Annotated in this window: 21 protein-coding genes; 6 read left to right on the top strand and 15 right to left on the bottom strand. The window is 62.4% G+C overall.

Going from position 1 to position 21,965, the window contains the following annotated elements:
• Positions 1-45: 45 nt before the first annotated feature.
• Together B8746_RS04995 and B8746_RS04990 are read left to right on the top strand one after the other, a co-directional pair.
• Positions 46-597 carry a DUF2306 domain-containing protein gene (locus B8746_RS04995; RefSeq protein WP_233123930.1) on the top strand — a complete coding sequence of 184 codons (552 nt, stop codon included), beginning with the start codon at positions 46-48 and terminating at the stop codon, positions 595-597.
• A 79-nt stretch (positions 598-676) separates the two neighbouring features.
• Positions 677-1,357: a class I SAM-dependent methyltransferase gene (locus B8746_RS04990; protein WP_158084535.1), complete on the top strand. Its 681-nt coding sequence runs from the start codon at positions 677-679 to the stop codon at positions 1,355-1,357.
• A 214-nt stretch (positions 1,358-1,571) separates the two neighbouring features.
• On the opposite strand, the gene odhB is transcribed toward B8746_RS04990, so the two are convergent.
• From odhB to pyk, 8 genes are all read right to left on the bottom strand, one after another.
• Positions 1,572-3,113 carry a 2-oxoglutarate dehydrogenase complex dihydrolipoyllysine-residue succinyltransferase gene (odhB, locus tag B8746_RS04985; protein ID WP_084392123.1) on the bottom strand — a complete coding sequence of 514 codons (1,542 nt, stop codon included), beginning with the start codon at positions 3,111-3,113 and terminating at the stop codon, positions 1,572-1,574.
• 34 nt (positions 3,114-3,147) lie between these two features.
• Entirely contained in the window at positions 3,148-6,156 is a 3,009-nt protein-coding gene (locus B8746_RS04980) for a 2-oxoglutarate dehydrogenase E1 component (RefSeq protein ID WP_084392122.1), read from the bottom strand.
• 94 nt (positions 6,157-6,250) lie between these two features.
• On the bottom strand, positions 6,251-7,153 hold the full coding sequence (gene sucD, locus B8746_RS04975; RefSeq protein WP_084392121.1) for a succinate--CoA ligase subunit alpha: 903 nt from the start codon (positions 7,151-7,153) through the stop codon (positions 6,251-6,253).
• 25 nt (positions 7,154-7,178) lie between these two features.
• Positions 7,179-7,760 carry a hypothetical protein gene (locus B8746_RS04970; protein ID WP_084392120.1) on the bottom strand — a complete coding sequence of 194 codons (582 nt, stop codon included), beginning with the start codon at positions 7,758-7,760 and terminating at the stop codon, positions 7,179-7,181.
• 12 nt (positions 7,761-7,772) lie between these two features.
• Positions 7,773-8,963 carry an ADP-forming succinate--CoA ligase subunit beta gene (gene sucC / locus B8746_RS04965; protein WP_084392119.1) on the bottom strand — a complete coding sequence of 397 codons (1,191 nt, stop codon included), beginning with the start codon at positions 8,961-8,963 and terminating at the stop codon, positions 7,773-7,775.
• 125 nt (positions 8,964-9,088) lie between these two features.
• Positions 9,089-10,327, bottom strand: a complete 1,239-nt coding sequence (locus B8746_RS04960; RefSeq protein WP_084392118.1) for an MFS transporter — start codon at positions 10,325-10,327, stop codon at positions 9,089-9,091.
• 48 nt (positions 10,328-10,375) lie between these two features.
• Positions 10,376-11,566, bottom strand: a complete 1,191-nt coding sequence (locus B8746_RS04955) for an alkaline phosphatase D family protein (protein ID WP_084392117.1) — start codon at positions 11,564-11,566, stop codon at positions 10,376-10,378.
• 72 nt (positions 11,567-11,638) lie between these two features.
• The gene (gene pyk / locus B8746_RS04950) at positions 11,639-13,042 is read right to left on the bottom strand and encodes a pyruvate kinase (RefSeq protein WP_084392116.1); all 1,404 of its coding nucleotides are present in this window, start codon (positions 13,040-13,042) and stop codon (positions 11,639-11,641) included.
• Positions 13,043-13,318: 276 nt separating this feature from the next.
• Here pyk and B8746_RS04945 point away from each other — a divergent pair, with 276 nt between their 5' ends.
• Positions 13,319-14,116 (top strand): hypothetical protein, encoded by a 798-nt coding sequence (locus B8746_RS04945; protein WP_084392115.1) that lies wholly within the window; start codon positions 13,319-13,321, stop codon positions 14,114-14,116.
• Between the two features lie 63 nt (positions 14,117-14,179).
• Here B8746_RS04945 and B8746_RS04940 read toward each other — a convergent pair whose 3' ends face one another.
• Both B8746_RS04940 and B8746_RS04935 read right to left on the bottom strand, forming a co-directional pair.
• Complete coding sequence (locus B8746_RS04940; RefSeq protein WP_084392114.1) at positions 14,180-14,743, bottom strand: HNH endonuclease; 564 nt, start codon at positions 14,741-14,743, stop codon at positions 14,180-14,182.
• Positions 14,744-14,954: 211 nt separating this feature from the next.
• Entirely contained in the window at positions 14,955-15,599 is a 645-nt protein-coding gene (locus B8746_RS04935) for a DNA-3-methyladenine glycosylase family protein (RefSeq protein ID WP_084392113.1), read from the bottom strand.
• 146 nt (positions 15,600-15,745) lie between these two features.
• Here B8746_RS04935 and B8746_RS04930 point away from each other — a divergent pair, with 146 nt between their 5' ends.
• Positions 15,746-16,348: an HD domain-containing protein gene (locus tag B8746_RS04930; protein WP_084392112.1), complete on the top strand. Its 603-nt coding sequence runs from the start codon at positions 15,746-15,748 to the stop codon at positions 16,346-16,348.
• Between the two features lie 151 nt (positions 16,349-16,499).
• On the opposite strand, the gene B8746_RS04925 is transcribed toward B8746_RS04930, so the two are convergent.
• Genes B8746_RS04925 through ftsE form a run of 3 tightly spaced genes read right to left on the bottom strand, consistent with a single transcriptional unit; the run spans position 16,500 to position 18,825 of the window.
• Entirely contained in the window at positions 16,500-17,246 is a 747-nt protein-coding gene (locus B8746_RS04925; protein WP_084392111.1) for a lysophospholipid acyltransferase family protein, read from the bottom strand.
• Positions 17,243-18,112, bottom strand: coding sequence for a cell division protein FtsX (locus B8746_RS04920; protein WP_084392110.1), 870 nt, complete (start codon positions 18,110-18,112; stop codon positions 17,243-17,245). Before B8746_RS04920 ends, B8746_RS04925 begins: the two co-directional genes overlap by 4 nt.
• Positions 18,112-18,825: a cell division ATP-binding protein FtsE gene (gene ftsE / locus B8746_RS04915; RefSeq protein ID WP_084392109.1), complete on the bottom strand. Its 714-nt coding sequence runs from the start codon at positions 18,823-18,825 to the stop codon at positions 18,112-18,114. Before ftsE ends, B8746_RS04920 begins: the two co-directional genes overlap by 1 nt.
• Positions 18,826-18,891: 66 nt before the next feature.
• Between ftsE and B8746_RS04910 the strand changes: the two genes are divergently transcribed.
• Positions 18,892-19,593 carry an MJ0042-type zinc finger domain-containing protein gene (locus tag B8746_RS04910; protein WP_084392108.1) on the top strand — a complete coding sequence of 234 codons (702 nt, stop codon included), beginning with the start codon at positions 18,892-18,894 and terminating at the stop codon, positions 19,591-19,593.
• Positions 19,590-20,123: a phosphoribosyltransferase gene (locus B8746_RS04905; RefSeq protein WP_233123927.1), complete on the top strand. Its 534-nt coding sequence runs from the start codon at positions 19,590-19,592 to the stop codon at positions 20,121-20,123. The genes B8746_RS04910 and B8746_RS04905 overlap by 4 nt, the downstream gene beginning before the upstream one ends.
• Here the strand turns inward: B8746_RS04905 and B8746_RS04900 are convergent.
• Positions 20,120-20,611 (bottom strand): RNA pyrophosphohydrolase, encoded by a 492-nt coding sequence (locus B8746_RS04900; protein WP_198943698.1) that lies wholly within the window; start codon positions 20,609-20,611, stop codon positions 20,120-20,122. The genes B8746_RS04905 and B8746_RS04900 overlap by 4 nt on opposite strands.
• Complete coding sequence (locus tag B8746_RS04895; protein WP_143434524.1) at positions 20,608-21,924, bottom strand: divergent polysaccharide deacetylase family protein; 1,317 nt, start codon at positions 21,922-21,924, stop codon at positions 20,608-20,610. The genes B8746_RS04900 and B8746_RS04895 overlap by 4 nt, the downstream gene beginning before the upstream one ends.
• Positions 21,925-21,965: the final 41 nt, after the last annotated feature.

The following is a 21,965-nucleotide window of genomic DNA, read 5'->3' as shown; positions in this document are numbered from 1 at the left end:
TCACAGGCGAGGGACTGGCCCTGCCGCAAGACTGGAGAAAAGACAATGAGCCTTGCAGAATCCTCCCGATCGGCCCGCACCCTGCGTGAGCGGCTGAAGCGTATAGGCATGCACCAGTGGGTGATTGGCGGGGCGCTGACAATCTACACGGCGCTATCGGCTGCCATCCTGATCGATGCCGGAGTGGTGCCGCGCCCGCGCATTGACCTCTCGCCCATCCTGTCGGCCGGGCCGGCGATACAGGTGCACGTGGTGGCGGCGCTCCTGACACTGTCCATCGGCCTCTTCCTGATGGTTGCGCCCAAGGGGTTTCGCCTGCACCGGACCTTCGGGTGGATTTGGGTGGCCAGCATGGCGGTGACGGCGGGCTCCTCCTTCTTCATCACGGCCATCTTCCAGACCCATTACAGCCCGATCCACGCCCTCTCGGCCTGGACCATGCTCGGCCTTCCATTCGGCATCGCGGCGGTGAAGCGCCGGGACATCAGGAAGCATCGCACGACAATGACAAACATGTTTGTTGGCGGAATGCTGGTGGCGGGCCTGTTCTCAATGCTGCCGGGCCGGATGATGTGGCATGTCTTCTTCGCGGTCTGAGGGCCATTATCAGGGATTTGTCGATTGACAGACGCGCCATCCTCACGCTTGTTATAGTATAACAATTGTGAGGATGGTCATGGAGCCCTTCGGCGAAGAACACGCAAAAGTCTACGATAGCCAGTTCGACAGGCTGGCGACCGCGCGGGACGCGGTGCATCTGGGGGCGCGGCTTGCCCTGTCTTCGCTGCCTGATTCGGCGCGGGTGCTGTGCGTGGGGGCGGGGACCGGCGAGGATGCGATCAAGCTCGCCGCGCCCAATCCCGGCTGGTCATTCCAGCTGGTCGACCCAGCCCCGGCCATGCTCCGCGTCGCACGTGAGCGTCTGAAGGCAGCGGGGATACTGGAGCGCTGCGCCATTCATGACGGTTTTCTGCAGAGCCTGCCGGAGACAGCGCCTTTCGATGGGGCGACGGCGCTGCTCGTCTCGCATTTCCTGACCGACCTGAAGGCGCGCACCGACTTCTTCCGGGACATTGCGGGGCGACTCTCGCCGGGCTGCCCGCTCGTCTTTGCAGACTTGGCTGCCGACCGTGAGGCGCCGGGCTTTGATGATCTGATGGGCGCCTGGCTCAATGCGCTCCGGCTGTGCGACATGCCGGAAGAGAATGTTGCCGCTTACCGCGAAGCGTTCGGGCGGGATTTTGCGGCGCACACGCCGGCAGAGCTTGAACGCGCGGTCGAGGTGGCCGGGTTCGAGCCGCCAGTGCTGATCTTCCAGCCGCTGCTGATCCGCGTCTACATGACGAGGGCGCGCTGAGCCCGCCACCGGCCCTCCCTCCTTCGACAGGCTCAGCATAAGCGGGAAGGGGGCGATGGTCTCAGGCTTTTCGCCATTTGCCCGCCAGTGGTTCGACCCCGGCCTGCGCCGGGGCATGCTTCGCTCACCATGTCGGGCTATTTCCGCAAGTACAAAAAAGCCCTCATCCTGAGCGAAGGATAAGGGCTTTCGGTTGCCTGTCTGTGCGCAGGACCTAAACGTCGAGCAGCAGGCGTTCCGGATCTTCCAGGGCTTCCTTGACGCGGACGAGGAAGGTCACTGCTTCCTTGCCGTCGACGATGCGGTGGTCATAGGAGAGGGCGAGATACATCATCGGGCGGATCTCGACCTTGCCATTGATCGCGACAGGGCGCTGCTCAATGCGGTGCATGCCGAGCACGCCCGATTGCGGCGGGTTGAGGATCGGCGTCGACATCAGCGAGCCATAGACACCGCCATTCGTCACGGTGAACGTGCCGCCCTGCATGTCTGCAATGGACAGATCTCCGTCACGTGCCTTCTTTGCGAGATTGCCAAGCTCGCGCTCGATACCGGCCAGCGACAGCTCATCACAGTCACGGATAACCGGCACGACGAGGCCCTTGTCGGTGCCGACAGCCATGCCGATGTCGTAGAAGTTCTTGTAGATGATGTCCGTGCCGTCGATTTCGGCGTTCACGGCGGGGATTTCCTTCAGTGCGGACACGATGGCCTTGGTGAAGAAGCCCATGAAGCCGAGCTTCACGCCATGCTTCTCAAAGAAGCTTTCCTTGTACTTCGACCGCAGATCCATGACCGCGCTCATGTCCACATCGTTGAATGTGGTGAGCATGGCTGCGGTGTCCTGCGCCTCTTTCAGGCGGCGAGCAATGGTCTGGCGCAGGCGCGTCATCTTCACCCGCTCTTCGCGAGGGCCGATGTCGCGCGGCGCGCGGGCCTGCTGCGGCTGGCTGGAAGAGGCAGATTTCGCAGCATTGTTCACATAATTGATCGCATCGGCCTTGGTGGCGCGACCATCGCGGCCAGTGCCCGGAATATCAGCGGGATTCACGCCGCCTTCGGAGGCCACCCGGCGCACCGATGGGGAGACGGGGCGGTCTTCCTGGCCCGAGGCGGACTGGCCGGTCTCTGCGGGCGTTTGTGTTGTTGGCGCGCCTTCAGTGACGCGTGCCTGTTTGGCGACCGTCTCACCGGCGCTGGCGCCGGCGCTGATGCGGGCGATGACCGTGCCCGGATTGACCGTGTCGCCGGCAGAAACCAGCAGCTCGGTGATCACGCCGTCCGCGGTGGCAGGCACTTCGAGCGCAACCTTGTCGGTCTCGATCTCTGCAATGGTTTCGTCCTTGGAGACGCTGTCGCCGACCTTTTTGAGGAATTCGGAGATGGTGCCTTCGGTGACGCTTTCGCCCATGGCGGGTACGGCGACATCGACGGTCGAGCCGCCGGACGATTTCGGCGCTTCCGCCTTTGCAGCCGGGGCGGCTTCAGCCTTGGCGGCCGGGGCAGCCTTGGCAGCGCCATTTCCAGAGCCGAGCCGGCCGAGAATCGCACCGATTTCAACCGTGTCACCTTCCTTGGCGACGATTTCAGACAGTGTGCCGTCTGCCGTCGCGGCAACCTCGACTGAAACCTTGTCGGTTTCCAGTTCGACGAGCACCTCATCCTTGGAGACCGATTCCCCGGCCTTTTTCAGCCACTGGCCGACGGTCGCCTCTGTGACGCTTTCGCCGAGCTGGGGGACTACAATATCAGTCATAACTTGTCCGTTTCGTATTTGGGTCGTGTCAGGGTCAGGCGGAGACAATGCTGTCTTCAACCGGCTGGTCGCCCAGCGCAGCACCGATGAGAGCATTCTTTTCCTTGTTGTGTTGAGACATGAGGCCGGTTGCGGTGGCCGCGGCAGGGGGACGTCCGGCATATTTCGGACGCGGCTTCTGGCAGCCGACCTGATTGGCAGTCCATTCGATCTCGTCGCGCATGAAGGTCCAGCCGCCCATATTGCGCGGCTCTTCCTGGCACCAGACCATCTCGGCCTGCTTGAAGCGTTTCAGCTCGGCCATCAGCGACTTGCGCGGCACCGGATAGAACTGTTCGACGCGCAGGAGATAGATGTCGTCGATGCCCTTTTCCTCGCGCGCCTCGAACAGGTCGTAATAGACCTTGCCGGAGCAGATCACGACGCGGCGAATCTCCTTGTCCTTGACGAGTTTCACCTTGCCTTCGCGGCCCGGCGTCTCGGCATCGTCCCACAGCACGCGGTGGAAGGAGGATTTGGTGTTGAGATCATCGAGGCTCGACGTTGCGAGCTTGTGACGCAGCAGCGATTTCGGCGTCATGATGATCAGCGGCTTGCGGAAGTCGCGATGGATCTGACGCCGCAGGGCGTGGAAATAGTTTGCCGGCGTGGTCAGGTTGCAGACCTGCATATTGTCTTCTGCGCACATTTGCAGGAAGCGCTCAAGCCGGGCGGAGGAGTGCTCCGGGCCCTGGCCTTCATAGCCGTGCGGCAGGAGGCAGACGAGGCCCGACATGCGCAGCCATTTGCGCTCTGCCGAGGAAATGAACTGGTCGAAGAAGACCTGCGCACCGTTCGAGAAGTCGCCAAACTGCGCTTCCCAGAGGACGAGGCAGTTCGGGTCGGCGAGGGAATAGCCATATTCATAGCCAAGGACGGCCTCTTCGGAGAGAAGTGAATCGATGACTTCGTAATGCGCCTGGTCCGGCCCGAGATTGTTCAGCGGCGTGTAGCGCTCGCCGGTGTTCTGGTCGATGAAATGGCTGTGGCGCTGGGAGAAGGTGCCGCGGCCTGAGTCCTGGCCGGACAGGCGGACCGGGAAACCTTCATCAAGCAGCGTCGCATAGGCGAGATGCTCGGCGGTGGCCCAGTCGAGGCCCTTGCCGGAGCTGATCGCTTCGCGGCGCGCATCGATCACGCGGCCGAGCGTCTTGTGAACATCGACGCCTTCAGGGATCGTGGTGATCTTTTCACCAAGCTCCTGCAGCTTTTTCTTCGAAACGCCGGTCTTGCCGCGGCGCTCATCATCTTCTGGCAGGCCGAGGCCTTCCCATTCCCCGTCCAGCCAGTCGGCCTTCTGGGTCTCGAGGTCCTTGCCTTCGTCAAAGGCCTTGTCGAGAAAGCCCTCGAAATCCTTGACCTGCTGTTCGACCTCTGCAGCCGTCACCAGCCCCTCTTCGACGAGGCGGCGGGCATAGATTTCGCGGGTCGATTCATGACCCTTGATCTTGGTGTACATGACCGGCTGGGTGAACATCGGCTCGTCACCCTCATTGTGCCCGAACCGGCGATAGCAGAACATGTCGATAACGACGTCCTTGCCGAATTTCTGGCGGTACTCGGTCGCGACCTTGGCGACATAGGTCACTGCTTCCGGGTCATCGCCGTTGACGTGGAAGATCGGCGCCTGAACCATCAGCGCAACGTCCGACGGATAGGGCGAGGAGCGCGAATACATCGGGCTGGTCGTAAAGCCGATCTGGTTGTTTACGATGAAGTGGATGGTGCCGCCCGTGCGATAGCCCTGAAGGCCGGACAGGGCGAAACATTCGGCCACGACACCCTGGCCGGCAAAGGCGGCATCGCCGTGCAGCAGCAGGGGCAGCTTGGTCGACCGGTCGAGCTTGCCGGTCTCTTCGGCTTCCATGGCCTGCTTGGCGCGGGCGCGGCCGAGAACCACGGGGTCAACCGCCTCAAGGTGAGACGGGTTGGCGTTCATGGTGAGGTGAACTTCATTGCCATCGAATGAGCGGTCCGAGGATGCGCCGAGATGGTATTTCACGTCGCCGGAGCCGAAGCCTTCCGCGCCCTGCGTCGAGCCGCCCTGGAATTCGTGGAAGATCTTCTCATACGGCTTGCCCATGACGGCAGCGAGCATGTTGAGACGGCCACGGTGCGGCATGCCGACGATGATCTCGTTGACGCCGAGCGCGCCGCCGCGCTTGATGATCTGCTCAAGCGCGGGCACAGCCGCTTCGCCGCCATCAAGACCGAAGCGCTTGGTGCCGGGGTAGCGCCGATGCAGGAAGCGTTCGAAGGTTTCCGCCTCGATCAGCTTGGCGAGGATCGCCTTCTTGCCTTCCGGTGTGAAGGCGACGCCCTTGTCCGGGCCTTCGATGCGTTCCTGAAGCCAGGATTTTTCTTCCGGGTTCGAGATGTGCTGGAATTCGATGCCGATCGTGGAGCAGTAGGTGCGCTTCAGGATCGTCAGGATCTGCGGGATGGTCGCGTAATCAAGGCCAAGATAGCCGTCGATATAGATCTTGCGGTCCATGTCGCCCGGGCCGAAGCCATAGCTTTCCGGCTCAAGCTCTGGATGCTCGACATCGGTTTCCATGGCCAGCGGGTCGAGTTGCGCGGCGAGGTGGCCACGAACCCGGTAGGCGCGGATCATCATGATGGCGCGGATGGAATCCTTGACCGCGCCGGCAACATCCTCGGCGCTGGCCGCTGGCGCGGCCCCTTTGACCTTGCTCGCAATCTTGGTCTCGAGCGCAGCCCAGTTGCCGTCAAAGGCAGCGACCTGGTCGGCATCGGCCGGCCTGGGCCAGCTTTCGCGCTTCCAGCTTGCGCCATCGGCATTGCGGGCGGCGTCTTCGCTGCCATCGCCAAGCTCGCGGAAGAAGTCGCGCCAGCTTTCGGGCACAGAATTCGGGTCGCGCGCATAGGCAGCCTGCATCTTCTCGATCCAGACTGCGCTGCCACCATAAAGGAATGCGGTGTCCAGCATCGCACTGTTCAGCGCGCTGCGTTTGCCCGTTACTGGGGAACCGTCATCTGCCATGTCTATTACCGTCCTAAGAACCTGTTGGACGGCCCGGCGGGGTCTTTTTTAAGGGCCTCGTCTTGCCGCCATGCGGAAAGATAGTTTTCCGCGACTAACCTTTCAAAACCTCTACCATGGTATCGCCGAGCCGGGCAGGGCTCGGGCTCACACGGATACCCGCTTCTTCCATTGCCGCGATCTTGGACTCTGCATCGCCCTTGCCGCCTGAAACAATGGCACCGGCATGGCCCATGGTGCGGCCTTTTGGTGCGGTGCGGCCCGCGATGAAACCGACCATCGGCTTCTTGCGGCCCTTCTTCGCCTCGTCGATCAGGAACTGGGCCGCTTCCTCTTCGGCAGAACCGCCGATTTCGCCGATCATGATGATCGATTTGGTTTCGTCATCTGCGAGATACATTTCCAGCACGTCGATGAATTCAGTGCCCTTGACCGGATCACCGCCAATGCCGACAGCCGAGGTCTGGCCGAGGCCGACCTGGGAAGTCTGGAACACTGCTTCATAGGTGAGGGTGCCGGAGCGCGAGACGACGCCGACAGAGCCCTTCTGGAAGATCTTGCCCGGCATGATGCCGATCTTGCACTGCTCAGGGGTCAGAAGGCCCGGGCAGTTCGGCCCGATCAGGCGTGACTTCGATTTGTCGAGCTTTGCCTTGACGCGAACCATGTCGAGGACCGGAACGCCTTCGGTGATGCAGACGATCAGTGGGATTTCCGCGTCGATGGCTTCCTCGATGGCGGCAGCAGCGCCAGCAGGTGGCACATAGATCACCGAAGCGTTTGCACCGGTTGCTTCTTTCGCTTCACCGGCGGTCGCATAGATGGGAAGCTCGGTGCCATTGTCAGCCGTCCATTTCTGGCCGGCTTTCTTCGGATGCGTGCCGGCCACCATCTTGGTGCCGTAATATTCCAGCGCCTGGTTGGTGTGGAACGAGCCGGTATTGCCGGTCAGGCCCTGGACGATGACTTTGGTGCTGCTGTCGATGAGGATGGACATTCAGTGCTTCCTATTTCGTAACTCGTTATGCCGGATCGACCGGCCTAGATTTGGACATGGACAGGGTCATGTAACGCCCGTCCTCGAATCTCATGGCGTGGATGGTGACGACTGCGCCGTCGGAGGCGACGCCGCTGAAGCGGCCAAGTTCGGTCCGGTCGCCGCTGCTGCCGATCCACTTTACCTCGCCGGAGAACCCGTCGATGGCCTTCAGCGGATCAAGCGGCGATGTGTCGACCGTCATCGGGTCGAGCGCGGAGACCGTGCAGGTGATGCCCTGCAGGTGCGGGAAATCGAGCGGGACGACCTGAAGGGTGACGCTGCCTTCCGGCTTGTCGGCGGCATACCCGCCCATCGCCGCCATCTGCGCCATGTCGGACGTAACCGGCTTGTCCCAGTCGAACTTGCCGGCAGCGCTGGCCGGGGCGGCCCCATTGATGACGATGTCGCCGCACAGGGACACGAACTCTGACACGAGCGACCCGTCCTGCTCGATATCCGTGGCGCCAGCCTCAAGGGTTGGCGTCAGGTCAGCCTCGTCGTCGCACGCTGCCAGAAGCAGCGCGCCAGCGGCCAGGGCCGGAACAGGAGAGCGGGTCGCGAGCATCAGGGGCGGGCCTTATTTCACCGCGTCGGTGATTTTCTTGGCCGCGTCATCGAGGTCATCAGCGGGGATGACGTTGAGGCCGGAATTCTTGATGATTTCCTTGCCCTGCTCGACATTGGTGCCTTCGAGACGGACAACGAGCGGCACGGCGAGGTTGGTTTCCTTCACTGCGGCGATCACGCCTTCGGCGATGACGTCACACTTCATGATGCCGCCGAAGATGTTGACCAGGATGCCTTTGACGTTCGGGTCCTTCATGATGATCTTGAAGGCGGCTGCGACTTTCTCGGCATTGGCGCCGCCGCCGACGTCACAGAAGTTCGCAGGCTCTTCGCCATAGAGCTTGATGATGTCCATCGTCGCCATGGCGAGACCTGCGCCATTGACCATGCAGCCGATGGTGCCGTCGAGGGCGATATAGGCGAGGTCCCATTCGGAGGCCTCGATTTCCTTCTCGTCTTCCTCGGTCGTGTCGCGAAGCTCGACAATGTCCGGGTGGCGGAAGAGGGCATTGCCGTCAAAGCTGACCTTGGCGTCGAGGACGCGCAGATGGCCGTTCTCCATGACGATGAGCGGGTTGATCTCGAGCATCGACATGTCCTTCTCGGTGAAGGCCTTGTAGAGGATCGGGAAGAGTTTCATGCCGTCTTCGCGGGCCGTGCCGTCGAGCTTCAGCGCGTCGCAGAGCTTGCCTGCGTCAGCGGCGGTGACACCAGCGGTCGGGTCGATCGGCAGGGTCAGGATCTTCTCAGGAGTGTCGTGGGCCACCTGTTCGATGTCCATGCCGCCCTCGGTCGAGGCGACGAAGGCCGGACGGCCGGTCTCGCGGTCAACAAGGAGGGAGAGGTAAAGCTCTTTCTCGATGTCGGCGCCATCTTCGATGTAGAGGCGGTTGACTTGCTTGCCATCCTTGCCGGTCTGAGCGGTGACGAGGTGCTTGCCGAGCATCTGCTCGGAAAATTTGAACACGTCTTCCTTGTTGAAGGCGAGGCGAACGCCGCCCTTCTCACCTGCTTCGGCTTCCACGAACTTGCCCTTGCCGCGTCCACCGGCATGGATCTGGCTCTTCACCACCCAGAGCGGCCCTGGCAGCGAGTCGACGGCCTTCTGGACGTCATCGAGCGAGAGCACCGGCACACCATCAGCAACGGGCGCACCATAGGATTTCAGGACGGCTTTGGCCTGATATTCGTGAATGTTCATGGAGATTTGGCCTCTTTGATATCGGCATGAGGCGGCGGGCCCGCCCCTTTGAAACTTGGCGCGTCTTATAACACCGCAATCTGTTGAAGCAACCGCGTGGGTCCGTATGCCGAACTCAGCCTTCGCTATTCGGCGCGAGGGTCAATTTCACCGGTTGAGCCCAGTGTCGGGAGCGTAATATTCCACGGCTCCTGCGCTTCCTTGGGTGCTTCTTTCCGGGCGGCGCGGCGCCACAACATGGAAAACATCAGCACCCCCGACAGAAGCGCGGCCAGCAGGAAGAGCCCACCCTCGGTAAAGGGAAGGCGGAAGGCGACGCCGGAGAGCGGCGGACCGATGACTGAGCCGACTGCCCAGACGAAGAGGAGCCCGGCCATGACGCGCGAGATCTGGCCATGTTCGGCGCGGTCAATCGCATGGGCGACGCCAATGCCATAGAAGGAGAGCGAGCCTGCGCCCCAGACGCCGAGCGCGATCAGGATGTATAGTTCCGGCAGATTGGGGAAGAGGCCGAGGACCAGGGCCGCCGTGCCGGCTATGGCCGCCATGATGGCAACCACGATGCGGCGGTCGATGACATCCGAAATGCGGCCCGCCGGCCATTGCGTGATCATGCCGCCGGTCCACGCCGCAGCTGCGGCAAGGGCGGCAGCCCCCGTTGCGCCACCGGCAACATCCGGCAGGGAGATGCCGGCATAGATCGGCAGGAGCGCCATGGTTCCGCTATTGATGACGCCGGCGAGGAAGACAGAGATGACGGCAGCGGGAGCAAGCTCGAACAGGCGCGATAGCGGAACCGACTCCGAGGATGGCGGTGCAGGCTCTCCGCGCCGGGTCAGGCAGATCGGAAGCAGCGACAGGGTGATGAAAATGGCGCACCAGAGATATGGCCTGAAATCGATCGGCGCGAGGCCGGACACGAAGAAAGGGCCCACGACGAGAGCGACCTTGGCCATGAGGTGGTAGAAGCCGCTGACACTGCCCCGGCTCTTGGCGGAGACAGCAGAGCTCAGCCAGCTTTCAATACTGGAGAACATCCACGCAAAGGCGGCGCCCTGGATGATGCGGATGACCGTCCAGCCCCATGGGTCGAGGGCGAGCTGCATGGCAAGAACGCTCGCGCCGCAAACAGCCGCGGCGGCGGAAAAGACACGGATATTGCCGAAAGCGATGATCGCATTGGACGAGGTCCACGCGCCCGCCATGAAGCCGACCGCGTGACCGGCTGCAATCGCCCCGATCAGAGCCGGGGACACGCCGAGGGTCTCAAGTCCGAGAGGGGTAACGACGCCCAGCACACCGCCGCCCAGCTGCAGGAAGACCACAGCGGCAATCAGTACCCAGACATTGCGATAATCGGCCATAGCGCCTGGCGACTCCTATCCGCGAATCGCCCCCCGTTTCAGACCCGCTTATTCGATTCCAATCTCGGAAAAGGCAATATCATTGCGCCGTGCGGTCTGGCCATTGGTGTCTTTCAGGACAAGTGAAATTTTCCTTGCAGCCCAGTCGATTTCCACCGCGCCGTAATTCTCTGGCGGAAAGCCCGCGCCAATCTGGCGGTCATCACGCTCTGAGGTTTCGGTGGCGAAGGAGACGTTGAGCGAGGAGGCTGTCAGCTCATTGGCGGCATAGGGCAGCACACCGCGCTCTTCATAGATGAAGCCGGTATGGCGGTCGCCGGAAAGGAAGACGACGCCATTGGCATTCGTCTTCTGGATCAGGTTGAACAGGCGCTGGCGCTCTTCCGGCAGGGTGGACCAGGCCTCCCAGCCATGCGTGGTCGGCATGACCTGGATGGACGAGACGATGAGGCGGATATCGGCAGGGGCCTGCAACTTGTTCTGCAGCCAGGTCCACTGCGCCGAACCGAGCATGTCCTGATAGGAGCCGGCAGGCGCCGGGACGTAGCGTTCCTTGCCCTTCGCGCCGTACTCATCGGTCGGGGTGAGGTCCGACCGGAAGAAGCGGGTGTCGAGCACGATCACCTGCACGCGCTGGCCTTCAGGCCCGAAGGCGCGGGCGTAATAGGTGCCGGGCCAATGGCCGACATCTTCACCGGTGAGACCCCAGAAGGTCTCGTGGATCCGTTCGGCGAGGACCTTGAAGGGGAAGTGCTTGCCGCCATCATTCTCGCCCATGTCATGATCGTCCCAGGCGACCATCATCGGGAATTTGGCGCGCACGGCCTGAAATTCGGGGCGGGCGGCGAGGTCTGAAAAGCTTTCGCGCAGCTCGGTCAGTTCGACATCATTGACGGCATAGTCGCGCCCATCGCGGTCGCCATAGACATTGTCGCCAATCATCAGGAACAGGTCTGCCTCCTCTTCGGCGAGGCGGGCCAGGGTGGGGCTGTCCAGCTCCTCATCATTGCAGGAGGCCACGAGGACCCGGCTGATGACGGCATCAGAAGCGGGAAGCGGGACGCCTTCGGGCGCGGTGGGCAGGCGGTTTTCGGGAAAGTCTTCATAATACCGGTTCAGGGCTTCGACCGCCGAGGTCGGGGCGGGCTCGAAGAAGTTGGGAAACACCGACGCCCCCTCCTGGGTGACACAAGATGCGAGTGTCAGCGCGCCCAGCGCCACCAATGCCTGAACTTTCATGAAAACCCTCCTGCCCTGATATGCCGAGCTTCACTATGGCTGCGGAAACCGGGAACGGAAAGGGGTGATCTGCTAGCGTCGCAAACCAAGTTCCCAGGCCGCGTCGTCACTGCCGTCGCCTTTCCAGGCGGCATAGGCGACGGCACCTTCCAGCTCTGCGGTTTTCAGCAGGGTCAGCGGCCAGTCATCGGTGTCGATATCGGCGATGTGGATCGGGTGGACGCCCCATAGAAGTTGCGCCTTGCGCAGTCGGGATGCCTCCTGCGAGCCATACAGGATCATGTAGCGCCCGCGATGCTTTGAGAACTGGGCGAGGCGCCGGGCCGAGCCGGTGCGCAGGGTGAGGGCGGCGGCCTTCTCGGCATAGGCGAGGGCCTGCGCCGCGCGGGCGATGACGTCGATGGTGAGTTCCTGGCTGCGGTCGCCCATGAACTGGCGCAGCGAGTCGCGATAGTCCTCGGCGTGCTCGGTTGCGCGGATGATGCGGCTCATGATGGCGACGGCGGTGGCCGGATGGCGACCGACTGCAGTCTCGGCCGACAGCATCACCGCATCGACACCCTGATAGATGGCCGTGGCGACATCACCCGTCTCGGCACGCGTCGGGGCGGCATTGTCGATCATGGATTCCAGCATCTGCGTTGCCACGATGACCGGGCGACCAATGGCGCGGGCGGCGCGCACGATGCGGCGCTGGATGATCGGCACCTGTTCGGCCGGGTATTCGACGCCAAGATCCCCGCGCGCGACCATGACGCCATCGGCTGCGGCCACGATGTTCTCAAGGTCATCAATGGCAGCCGGTTTTTCCAGCTTGGCGATGAGGGGGGCGCGGTCAGCGATGATGGCCTGGACGGTTTCGATGTCGCTGACGGACTGCACGAAGCTGAGCGCGATGAGGTCCACACCGAGCTCAAGGGCGAAATCGAGGTCTGCGCGGTCCTTGTCTGTCAGGGCCTGAACGGGCAGCGCCTTGCCGCGCACGGTGAAGCCCTTGCGGTCTGAGAGTTCTGCCGGGAAGTCGGATTTGACGCGGGGGCTCTTGCCAGCGGCGGTGACGGTGAGGGCGATCATGCCATCATTGCAGAGGACATTGTCGCCAACTTCGAGGGCTTCGAGAATTTCCGGATGCGGGACGGGGATGGTGTCCGGCTGATCGGTGTCCTCCGCGGCGACGAGGGCGTACTCCTTGTTGAAGCCGAGCTTCAGCTTGCCGCCTGGAAACGCGCCGACGCGGACTTTCGGGCCCTGAAGGTCTGCGAGGATGGCGAGCGGGCGGCCAATCGCCTGTTCAGCGGTGCGGATATTGTCGAAGGTCTGGCGATGGTCCTCATGGCTGCCATGGCTGAAATTGAGGCGGAAGATGTCGGCACCGGCTTCAGCGAGCAGGCGGATCGTCTTTGACGAACGGCTGGTCGGCCCGAGCGTGGCGACGATCTTGGCGTTACGGCCGCGAAGGCGGGGAAGACGAGGCATGGGACGGGTGCTCCGGGACTGGAGAAGAATCTGCCCCTGTTTGCCCTGCTTTTCTGCAAGGATAAAGCCCGACAGGCCGACCGCGCCCCGCAGGGCGCAGGTGCGGCATTTGCCTAAAGGCGGGGAACCGCAGGCCGAAGCCTATGAAAAGCAGATTTATATCAGAGTGTTATAAGGGATCCTGCCGGGTCTTAAATAGAATTAACCCAGTGGCTGGAACGCCTCGCAAGCCCTGTCGTTAATGAGGCATAGCAGAAAGCTAAAAGGAGACCCCAGATGAAACGCACACTTCTGACCGCTACCGCTGCAATTGCGCTGATGACCACCCCGGCCATTGCGCAGATTGTCGATGGCGACGTTGGCGTGACCACGAATACGGACGTCACCACGAGCGTGCCGGAAACCGCGCTTGAGACCGGTTCTGACATCACCACGACGGTTCGCACCCAGACCGACAAGATGACTGAGGAAGCCAAGGACCAGACGGCCGACGTCGAAGTCGAGACGGATACTGAGGCTGAAACCGGTATTGGTGGCGAATTCTACGAGAATGAGGCGGATGCTTCAGCCGATGCCGATCTGGAGACCGGTATCGAGGTTGAGACCCATAGCGAGTCGTATGGCGACTATGTCGAAGACCAGATGCCGGAAGACAGCGACGTGGATGTCAATGTTGACACCTCCGTCGATGGCGAAGGCGGCGTCTACTATGAAAGCGAAGGTGACGCTGCAGCCGATGCTGACCTCAATGCCGGTGCCAATGTCGGTGTCGACACCCCGGCTGTGAACAGCCCCTCAGTGACGGTGCAGACGCCGGACGCTGATGGCGAGGTTGAAACCGAAACCGAGCTTGACGCAGAAGCCGGTACGGGCGGCCCCTATATCGAGAGCCGTAATGAAGCCATCGCCAAGCTCGCCAATCTGAATGCGACGCCTGAAGCCGAAGTTCCGGCAGATGTCGAGGCACTCGATACCGACGGCCTCAACAGCTATGTGCTGAACTCGATCAAAACGGACGGCATGACGGTTGAGACTGAGGTCGAGGCAGAAGCCGACGCTGATGGCGAGTGGTAATATTCCCCGCCCGACAGAGTAGAGTACTGAGAGCCCCGCTGGCGAAAGCTGGCGGGGCTTTTCTCATGACTCCAGTTCCACATCCCAGTAGAGGTAATCCATCCAGGTCTCGTGCAGGAAGTTTGGCGGGAAGCGCCGACCGATTTCCTGCAGCTGGTAATTGGACGGCCGCAGTGGCTTGCGGTTGGGGATCATGCCCGCCTCAGCAGGCATCTTGCCGCCCTTCTTGAGATTACACGGCGAGCAGGCGGTCGCGATGTTCGACCAGCTTGTCCGCCCGCCCTTGGAGCGCGGGATCACATGGTCGAATGTCAACTCCTCGTCGGAGCCGCAATAGACGCACTGGAAGCCGTCGCGCAGGAAGACGTTGAAGCGGGTAAAGGCCGGTGAGCGATCCTGGCGCACGAATTCGCGCAGCGCGATCACTGAAGGCAGGCGCATCTCGAAGCTCGGGCTGCGCACGATCTGGTCATATTCGGCGATGATATCGACCCGGTCGAGAAAGACGGCCTTGACGACATCCTGCCATGGCCAGAGCGATAGCGGGTAATAGGAAAGTGGGCGGTAATCCGCGTTCAATACGAGAGCTGGTCGCCCTTGCGGGGGCTTCGTCAGGACTTCAGGCATCAAGCTGCCCTCCGATTGTCCTGCTCGATCTTCTGAGTGCTTCGCTAGTGAACACGCACCTCCATCGATTTCGCGGGCATCATTACTGATTCCCTGCAAAGAGTTTATGACAGTTTCGGCGCTTGGCTAGAGGCAGGCGCATATTGTGGCTGGATATGTTGCTATCATGGCGCATGACAGCCCCACCCCGACCTTCCCGTCGGGGTGGGGCTCATCTGCCGCCATCGGCTGCATAGGCCTTTGCCCGCTCAGCATTGATCCAGTTCCAGAGAAGATGCGCCGCGACGCCGCGATAGGGCCGCCATGATTGGGCGAGCTGGTCGAAAGCCCTGGTCTCATGGCGGGCTTCGGCCTCGCTGAGCATGCGGTAGGATTCCATCAGGCCGACATCGCCCGATGGCCAGGCATCGAGCCGGCCGCAATAGAGAAGGAAGAGATCGGCGGTCCACGGGCCGATCCCCTTGACGGCAATCAGCTCCTTGCGGGCAGCGTCCATATCGGCGGCATGGACGCGGGCAAGGTCCAGTGCGCCCGTCTCCACAGCCTCCGCAATCGAGCGCAGGTGCCGGATCTTGGGCCGCGACAGGCCGCAGCCGCGCAGCGTCTCCTCGCTCGCGCCGAGAATGCCAGCGGTGCAGACCTCGCCGAGCGCCTCTTCGACGCGGCCCCAGATGGTCGCGGCGGCTTTCGTCGTGATCTGCTGGAATGCGATCATGCGGGCAATGACGGCATAGTCCGGCGCGCCATAACGCCAGTCGGGCACACCGACGCTGCGATGCGCGCGGGCGAAGACTGGATCGCAGCCGGCGAGGTGTTCACAGGCCTCAAGAAGGGCTTCTGGGGTCGGGCGGGTCATGGTTGCTGTCCGGTCTGGTGTCGCCGCGTGAGACTAGCGCCAGCGCGGGGCGGCCGCCACCCGCCTCTCGCGACTTGCCGCAACGTCGACATTGAAGAAATCTGCCGCGAAGTTATCCTGTGCAGAGATAATAAGGGAGGAATGACATGGCAGACGGTCACGCAGGTGGAAAACGCGCCCAGTTCCGCGAGATGCTGGAAGGCACCAAGGAAGACTGGGAAATCATCGCTGAGCATTCCAAGGTGTTCAACAAGGGTCTCGCCAAGCGCGTACTCGATCACCTGCGCCTGCTCGACGGTGACTTTGGCGGCTTTCCGATCGACCGGTTGCAGCATTCCCTCCAGACAGCCACGCGCGCCCACCGCGATGGCCGCGACGAGGAATATGTCGTCTGCGCGCTGCTGCACGATATTGGCGATACGCTGGGCAGCATGAACCACCCCGATGTGGCTGCCGCGATCCTGAAGCCCTTCGTGTCAGAGGCAAATCTCTGGATGGTGGCCAATCATGGCGCGTTCCAGGGCTATTACTTTTTCGAACATCTCGGCCTCGACAAGAATATGCGCGACCAGTTCAAGGACAGCCCGCACTATCAGCGCTGCGCCGAGTTCTGTCACAAATACGACCAGGCCGCGTTCGACCCCGATTATGAGAGCGAGCCGCTGGAATTCTTCGAGCCGATGGTCGAGCGCGTGTTCTCCAGGCCGAAGAATTCGATGTATCTGAAAAAGCAGGCTGCCGAGGCTTAGGCCTGGCGGGTCCGACGAATGGCCTCATGGTTCGACTTCGCTCACCATGTCGGCCTGATGCGACGCCAGAAATAGCCCGACATGGTGAGCGAAGTCGAACCACTGGCGGGCGGAAAGCGCAAACATCTGGAGCCAGCGCCCTCGGTGGCGGTTACAGATCGTCCCGGGTGCGGCGCTGTGCGGCGAGGCCTTCTTCCAGAAGGCGGTCCGAGGCGGCTTCAAGTTCTGACTGGAGCCTTGGCATCATCTCCTTGCGGTGCAGCCCGGCCGGCAAGGGAGGCAGGGCCTCATACACCACGAGCCCCGGTCGGCGCGTGATGCCGCGCGGTTTCCAGCAGAGGCCGGAATTGGTGGCGAGGGGCAGGACAGGCACGTCCAGCGCATTGTAGAGCGCGGTAAGGCCGGCAGGCTTGTAATCAGGCGGTGCGCCGGCAGGCTGACGCGTGCCTTCCGGATAGATCACGACCTGGCGACCCCTGGCGACGCGGTCCTTGGCATCGCCCAGCATTTTCTTCAGCGTCCTTGCTGTGCCGGCCCGGTCGATCGGGATCATCCTTGCCTTGAGGGCGTACCAGCCGAGCGCCGGATACCAGAGCAGTTCCCGCTTCATGATGATGGCCGGGTCCCTGACCATCAGGAACGGGATGAAGACATCCAGCATCGCCTGGTGCTTGCCGGCGACGAGGAAAGGGCCGTCCGGGATGTTTTCCTGTCCGCGCAGTTCGACCCGCACGCCGCAGAACAGGCGAAGGCCGAACCGCACCGCCTGTGCATAGATGCGAATGGCACCCATGGCGAAACGTCGCGGCATGAGCAGCGTCGGAAGGGCCGTAATGGCGACGGCGGCCATCGCGCCATACAACCAGGCGGCAAAGAGGATGGAGCGAAGCGTGTTCATAGCGTTGCCCGCAGGGAATGGGTCACGGTGCCGCGTGCAGCCCAGCGGGCGGCAAGGCCTGCGGCCACCGGTGTAATGGCGAGAATGAGAAGGTCCCAGAAATCGAGCGACAGCTGCGGCAGGAGCTGGCTCTGCGACCCGGCACTGCGGGCCGAGAAAACGATCATGGCGGTCACGGCGAGGGCCGAGACCGAGCCGGCGGCCCCGGCCTTGAGGCCGAGGATCCAGAAGCGCCGCTCGAACAGATGGGCGATAAAACTGTCCTCGGCGCCGGCAAGGTGCAGGACGTCCACAATGTCCTTGCGGGCGAGCAGGGCGGCGTGGGTGGCAAAGGCGATGACGGCGATGGCGGTTGCGGTGAGCAGCACGACCACGCCAATCGCCGCGACCCTCAATGTGCCGAGCGCACGGCGAGCCTCTGCGGCATAGGTGGCGTGCGCTTCGGCGACGGCGTTGAAGCCGGCCGCCTTGAGCGCGGAAGAAACCGTTTCTGCATCGGCCGGCGCACTCGCCATGGTCTCCACGGCGATCAGCAGCGGAAGGGGGACGCCTTCGGGGATGCCGCCCGGCCCGAAGCTCGGTGCAAGCAGGGCTTCCATCTCTGCCTGGGAGAGCACGCTGGCCGATTCGACGCCATACAGGCCGCGAACGATGGCGGCGGCTTCGTCAGCGCCCCTGCGATCTGTATCCATCAGGCGGACGGTCATCTGCCCTTCGACCTGCGCCGACCAGGCCTTTGCGGCGGTATAGGTGCCGCGCGCCGTCAGGGCCGCGAGAACAGCCAGAAAGCAGAGCGCGGCGACCACAAAGAACAGGGCCGCTTCCCGGGCATCGCTTTCCGGCAGGAGTGGCGTTGGTTTACTCATCAGGCGCCCTGAAATTCCACGTCTTCGACCAGGATGCCATGCTGGAGACGCAGCACCGGTGATTCGAACTCACGGATGATATGCATGTCGTGTGTCGCGATGATGATAGTGGTGTCGAGGCGTCGGTTCAGCTCCTGGAAAAGGCGGAAAATCCGCCGCGCCATGTCCGGGTCGACATTGCCCGTCGGCTCGTCGGCGATGAGCAGGTCCGGCTTGTTGATGAGGGCGCGGGCGATGGCAACGCGTTGCTGTTCGCCGCCTGAAAGCTGCGGCGGGCGCGCATTCAGGCGTTCGCCAAGGCCGACCCAGCGCAGCAGGTCCACCACTTCGGTGCGATAGGCGGCCTCCTTCTGACCGGCGACACGCAGGGGCAGGGCGACATTCTCGAAGGCCGTCAAGTGTTCCAGCAGGCGGAAATCCTGGAAAACCACGCCGATACGCCGGCGGATGGCAGAAAGCTGCTTGCGCTTCAGCATGCCTGTGCGCTGTCCGAACAGGCGAATGTCGCCGGCGGTCGGGGCGAGGGCAAGGTAGAGCAGTTTCAGCAGCGAGGACTTGCCGGCGCCCGATGCGCCGGTGAGAAAAGTGAAACTTCCCGGCTTCAGTCTGATATTGATATCTGACAGGACGTCGTCAGCTGTGTCATAACGGAGGCTCACGCCATTCAGTTCGACGGCAGGGTCGTCAGAGAAGTCTGGCCTGAAACGGTTCATTAACGACCTTTCAATCCTGTAAGCGTCTAATCGACTATTCCAGCGAATTGCCCGAATGTCCAAGCCATGATCCTCACCTGTCCTGATTGCGATACCCAGTATTTCGCCGACGACACAACGATTGGTGAATCCGGCCGCACTGTGAAGTGCGCGGCCTGCGATCATTCATGGTTTGTTGGTCCTGAAGGCGAGGTTAAGAACGAGAAAGGCCCGATTGCCGGCGCGCATGAGGCCTATCGCGAAAAAGTCCGCGCACGCCGGGCCCGCGCCAGCCGGTCTGTTGCCATGATGTCGTGGCTGGTTGTCGGCTGCGTGTTCGGTGCAGCCATTGCAGGCAGCGTGGTCTTCCGCGACCGTGTGGTCGATGCCTGGCCACAGTCGGCATCGACCTTCAAGGCGATCGGACTTGAAGTGAACCGGTTCGGCCTCGAATTCGAGGAGACCCAGGCTGAGCGCTATTTTGATGGCACGACGCCGATACTGGAAATTACCGGGGATGTGAAAAATGCCTCGCGGCGCGAACGCGATGCGCCGAATGTGCGGGTCATCCTGCTCGATGAGAGCGGGGCAATGATCGGCGAATCCTATGCGCCGGTGACGCCGTCGCGCATCCCGCCTGGTGCGCTCGGCTCCTTCACCACGCGCGTGGAAAACCCGCCTTTTGAAGCGTTTGAACTGGAATTGCAGTTCGCAGAAGCTCCGGACCCGGCGACCGAAACGCAGGCGGTGGCCGATGTCCGCCTTGCCGAAGGCGGGGATGACGAGTGAGCGGGGACCTTCCAAAGATTGACGTCGTCCTCAGCGAAGAAGACCTGATGGCCAAGATTGACGCGCTGGCCGATGTGCTGGCGCCGCGTCTTGCCGGAGACTGGTCGGCGATCAATATCCTCGTCGGGGCGACGCCCTTTACCAGTGACCTGATGAAGGCGCTGGCCCGGCGCGGCATTCACCCAGTGCTCGATGCGCTGTGGCTGGAGAGCTATCGCGATGAGCGCGAAAGCTCTGGCCGTGTGCTAGTTCGCGCTGATATTGTGCGGTCCGTGCGGGGCCGCGGCGTGCTGATCATTGACGATGTGTTCGACACGGGCCGCACGCTGGCCTTTGCCCGCTCGCACCTGATGACGAAGGGCGCGCGCGAGGTGATCACGGTCGCGCTGGCGCGCAAGCCGTGGGCGCCGAAGGGTGAGGGCGATGTCGATTACCACGCTTTCGATGCGCCGGGGCGGTTTCTCGTCGGCTATGGCATGGACGATGCGGGCAAATATCGCGGCCTGCCTTATATCGGCGCGCTGGATTAGTCCTCAGTCGCCCAGTGTGCGAAGCGTTTTGCGACTTCTGAATAGACGGGCCGCTTGAAGGGCACGATCAGGCCGGGAATTTCCGAAAGTCGCGCCCAGCGCCAGGCGTCGAATTCAGGGGTGTGCTTGTCGAGACGGATGTCGCTGTCGGACCCCTTGAAACGCAGCGCGAACCATTTCTGGCGCTGGCCAATATAGGGGCCGGGCAGGCGGCGTTTTACCTCTGCGGGAAATTCATAGTTCAGCCAGTCGGTCGTTTCTTCGAGGATCTCGACCAGCTTTCCGGAGACACCGATCTCTTCCTCAAGCTCGCGCAGGGCTGCATCGGCGGCAGCTTCACCTTCATCGATACCGCCCTGGGGCAGCTGCCATTGGAACGCGCCGCGCCCATTTATCCGTCGGCCAACGAAGACGTATCCTGCGTCCGAGAAAAGGGCGAGGCCGACATTGGGGCGATAGAGTTTTGGGTCCAGCGTCTTGGTGTTCACCCAGCTGTACTTAAGGCTTTCTTGGCGTCTTGCCCAGTCGCAGCTGTATCTAGCGTGGCGGCGTCGCCTGCAACCTCGGGTGATGCAGGCTTTGCGCTGGCGCGTGTCACCGCAGAGGCGGGGGCAAGCACGATGCCTTTCTCGCCGAGCTGGTCGGTCCAGGCTTTCAGGATGTCGATGGTGATGGGATAGGCAAAGCCCGATCCGAGCGAGGAGCCGTTCTCCAGGGCGAGGACTTCCAGTTCGAGGAGCTTGTTTTCAATTTCGCTGCCATCGGGGCGCGCATCGATGGGCATATTGGCCTGACGATAGCGAAGGCCGGTGGATTTTGCCGCATCGTCGAACGTCGACCGGTTGAGGCTGCCATCTTCAACAAAGGCAACACCGCGATTTGCCAGGGCGGCGGCGATCTGCGCCGTGGCGACTTCATCGGTCGCGAACTTGCTGCCCTGATAATTGGTGATACCGAAATAGCCGGTTGCGCGTGACATGAGATAGTCGAGGCGGCCGGTCAGGCCATCTTCGTCAAGGCCGACGGCGAGGGCCTGCGCGTTCGGGCGCTCGCGGCCATACTCATAGGGCTCCATCGGCACTTCGAGCAGGACTTCATGGCCAGCGGCGCGGGCCTGGTTGATCCAGCCCTGAAGGTTGCGGGCGCTCGGCGCGAAGGACAGGGTCACTTCCGGCGGCAGTTCTTCGATTGCGGACTTGGTGTGCGTGTAATTAATGCCGAGGCCGCCGAGCACGATGGATACGGTCGGGCGGTTCTCAGGATTGGCAAAGGGACGGGCATAGGCGCCGGCTGGCGTGCGGCCGTCCTCTGCAATTTTCGGCAGGTAGCCGAGCGAGGTGCGCTCGGTAACGTCATTGATCGGTGCGCGGGGCAGGGCGGCGACTTCGCGCGTCTCCTGCCAGGACTGGCCAGAGGACACGGAAACGCCATTGATGCGGACACTGTCGCTCATCGAAGCGCGGACAAGCACAGCGCCGTCATTATAGTCGACGCCGAGGCTCGGTTCATCGTCGGCGCTCTCATAGATCTTGCTGAGGTCGCTCCCGGCGGACGTCGGAGTGCCGGTCGCACTGACGGCGGCGTCGTTGGATGCGAAGCGGGTCTTGAGCTGTGGTCGCTCGACATCCGTCGGTTCGAACAGTGCGATCTGGAGGGCCGGGCTTGCGGCGCTCGGCTCGCCGGTGAAGTGGATGGCAGCTGCGGCAATGGCGGCAACGCTGGAGAATGCAGCGAAGCTGAGTGTCGTATGTACAATGCCGCTCCGCAGGGGCGAAGGCTCCCTGACTACACGATCACCCATGAAAAATGCCTCTTCCTCAATCAACGAAATCTGATCCCGAA

Source organism: Henriciella pelagia (genome assembly GCF_002088945.1).
GTDB lineage: Bacteria > Pseudomonadota > Alphaproteobacteria > Caulobacterales > Hyphomonadaceae > Henriciella > Henriciella pelagia.
Note: the sequence above shows the minus strand (reverse complement) of the source record. Positions and strands in the feature narration are given on the sequence as shown.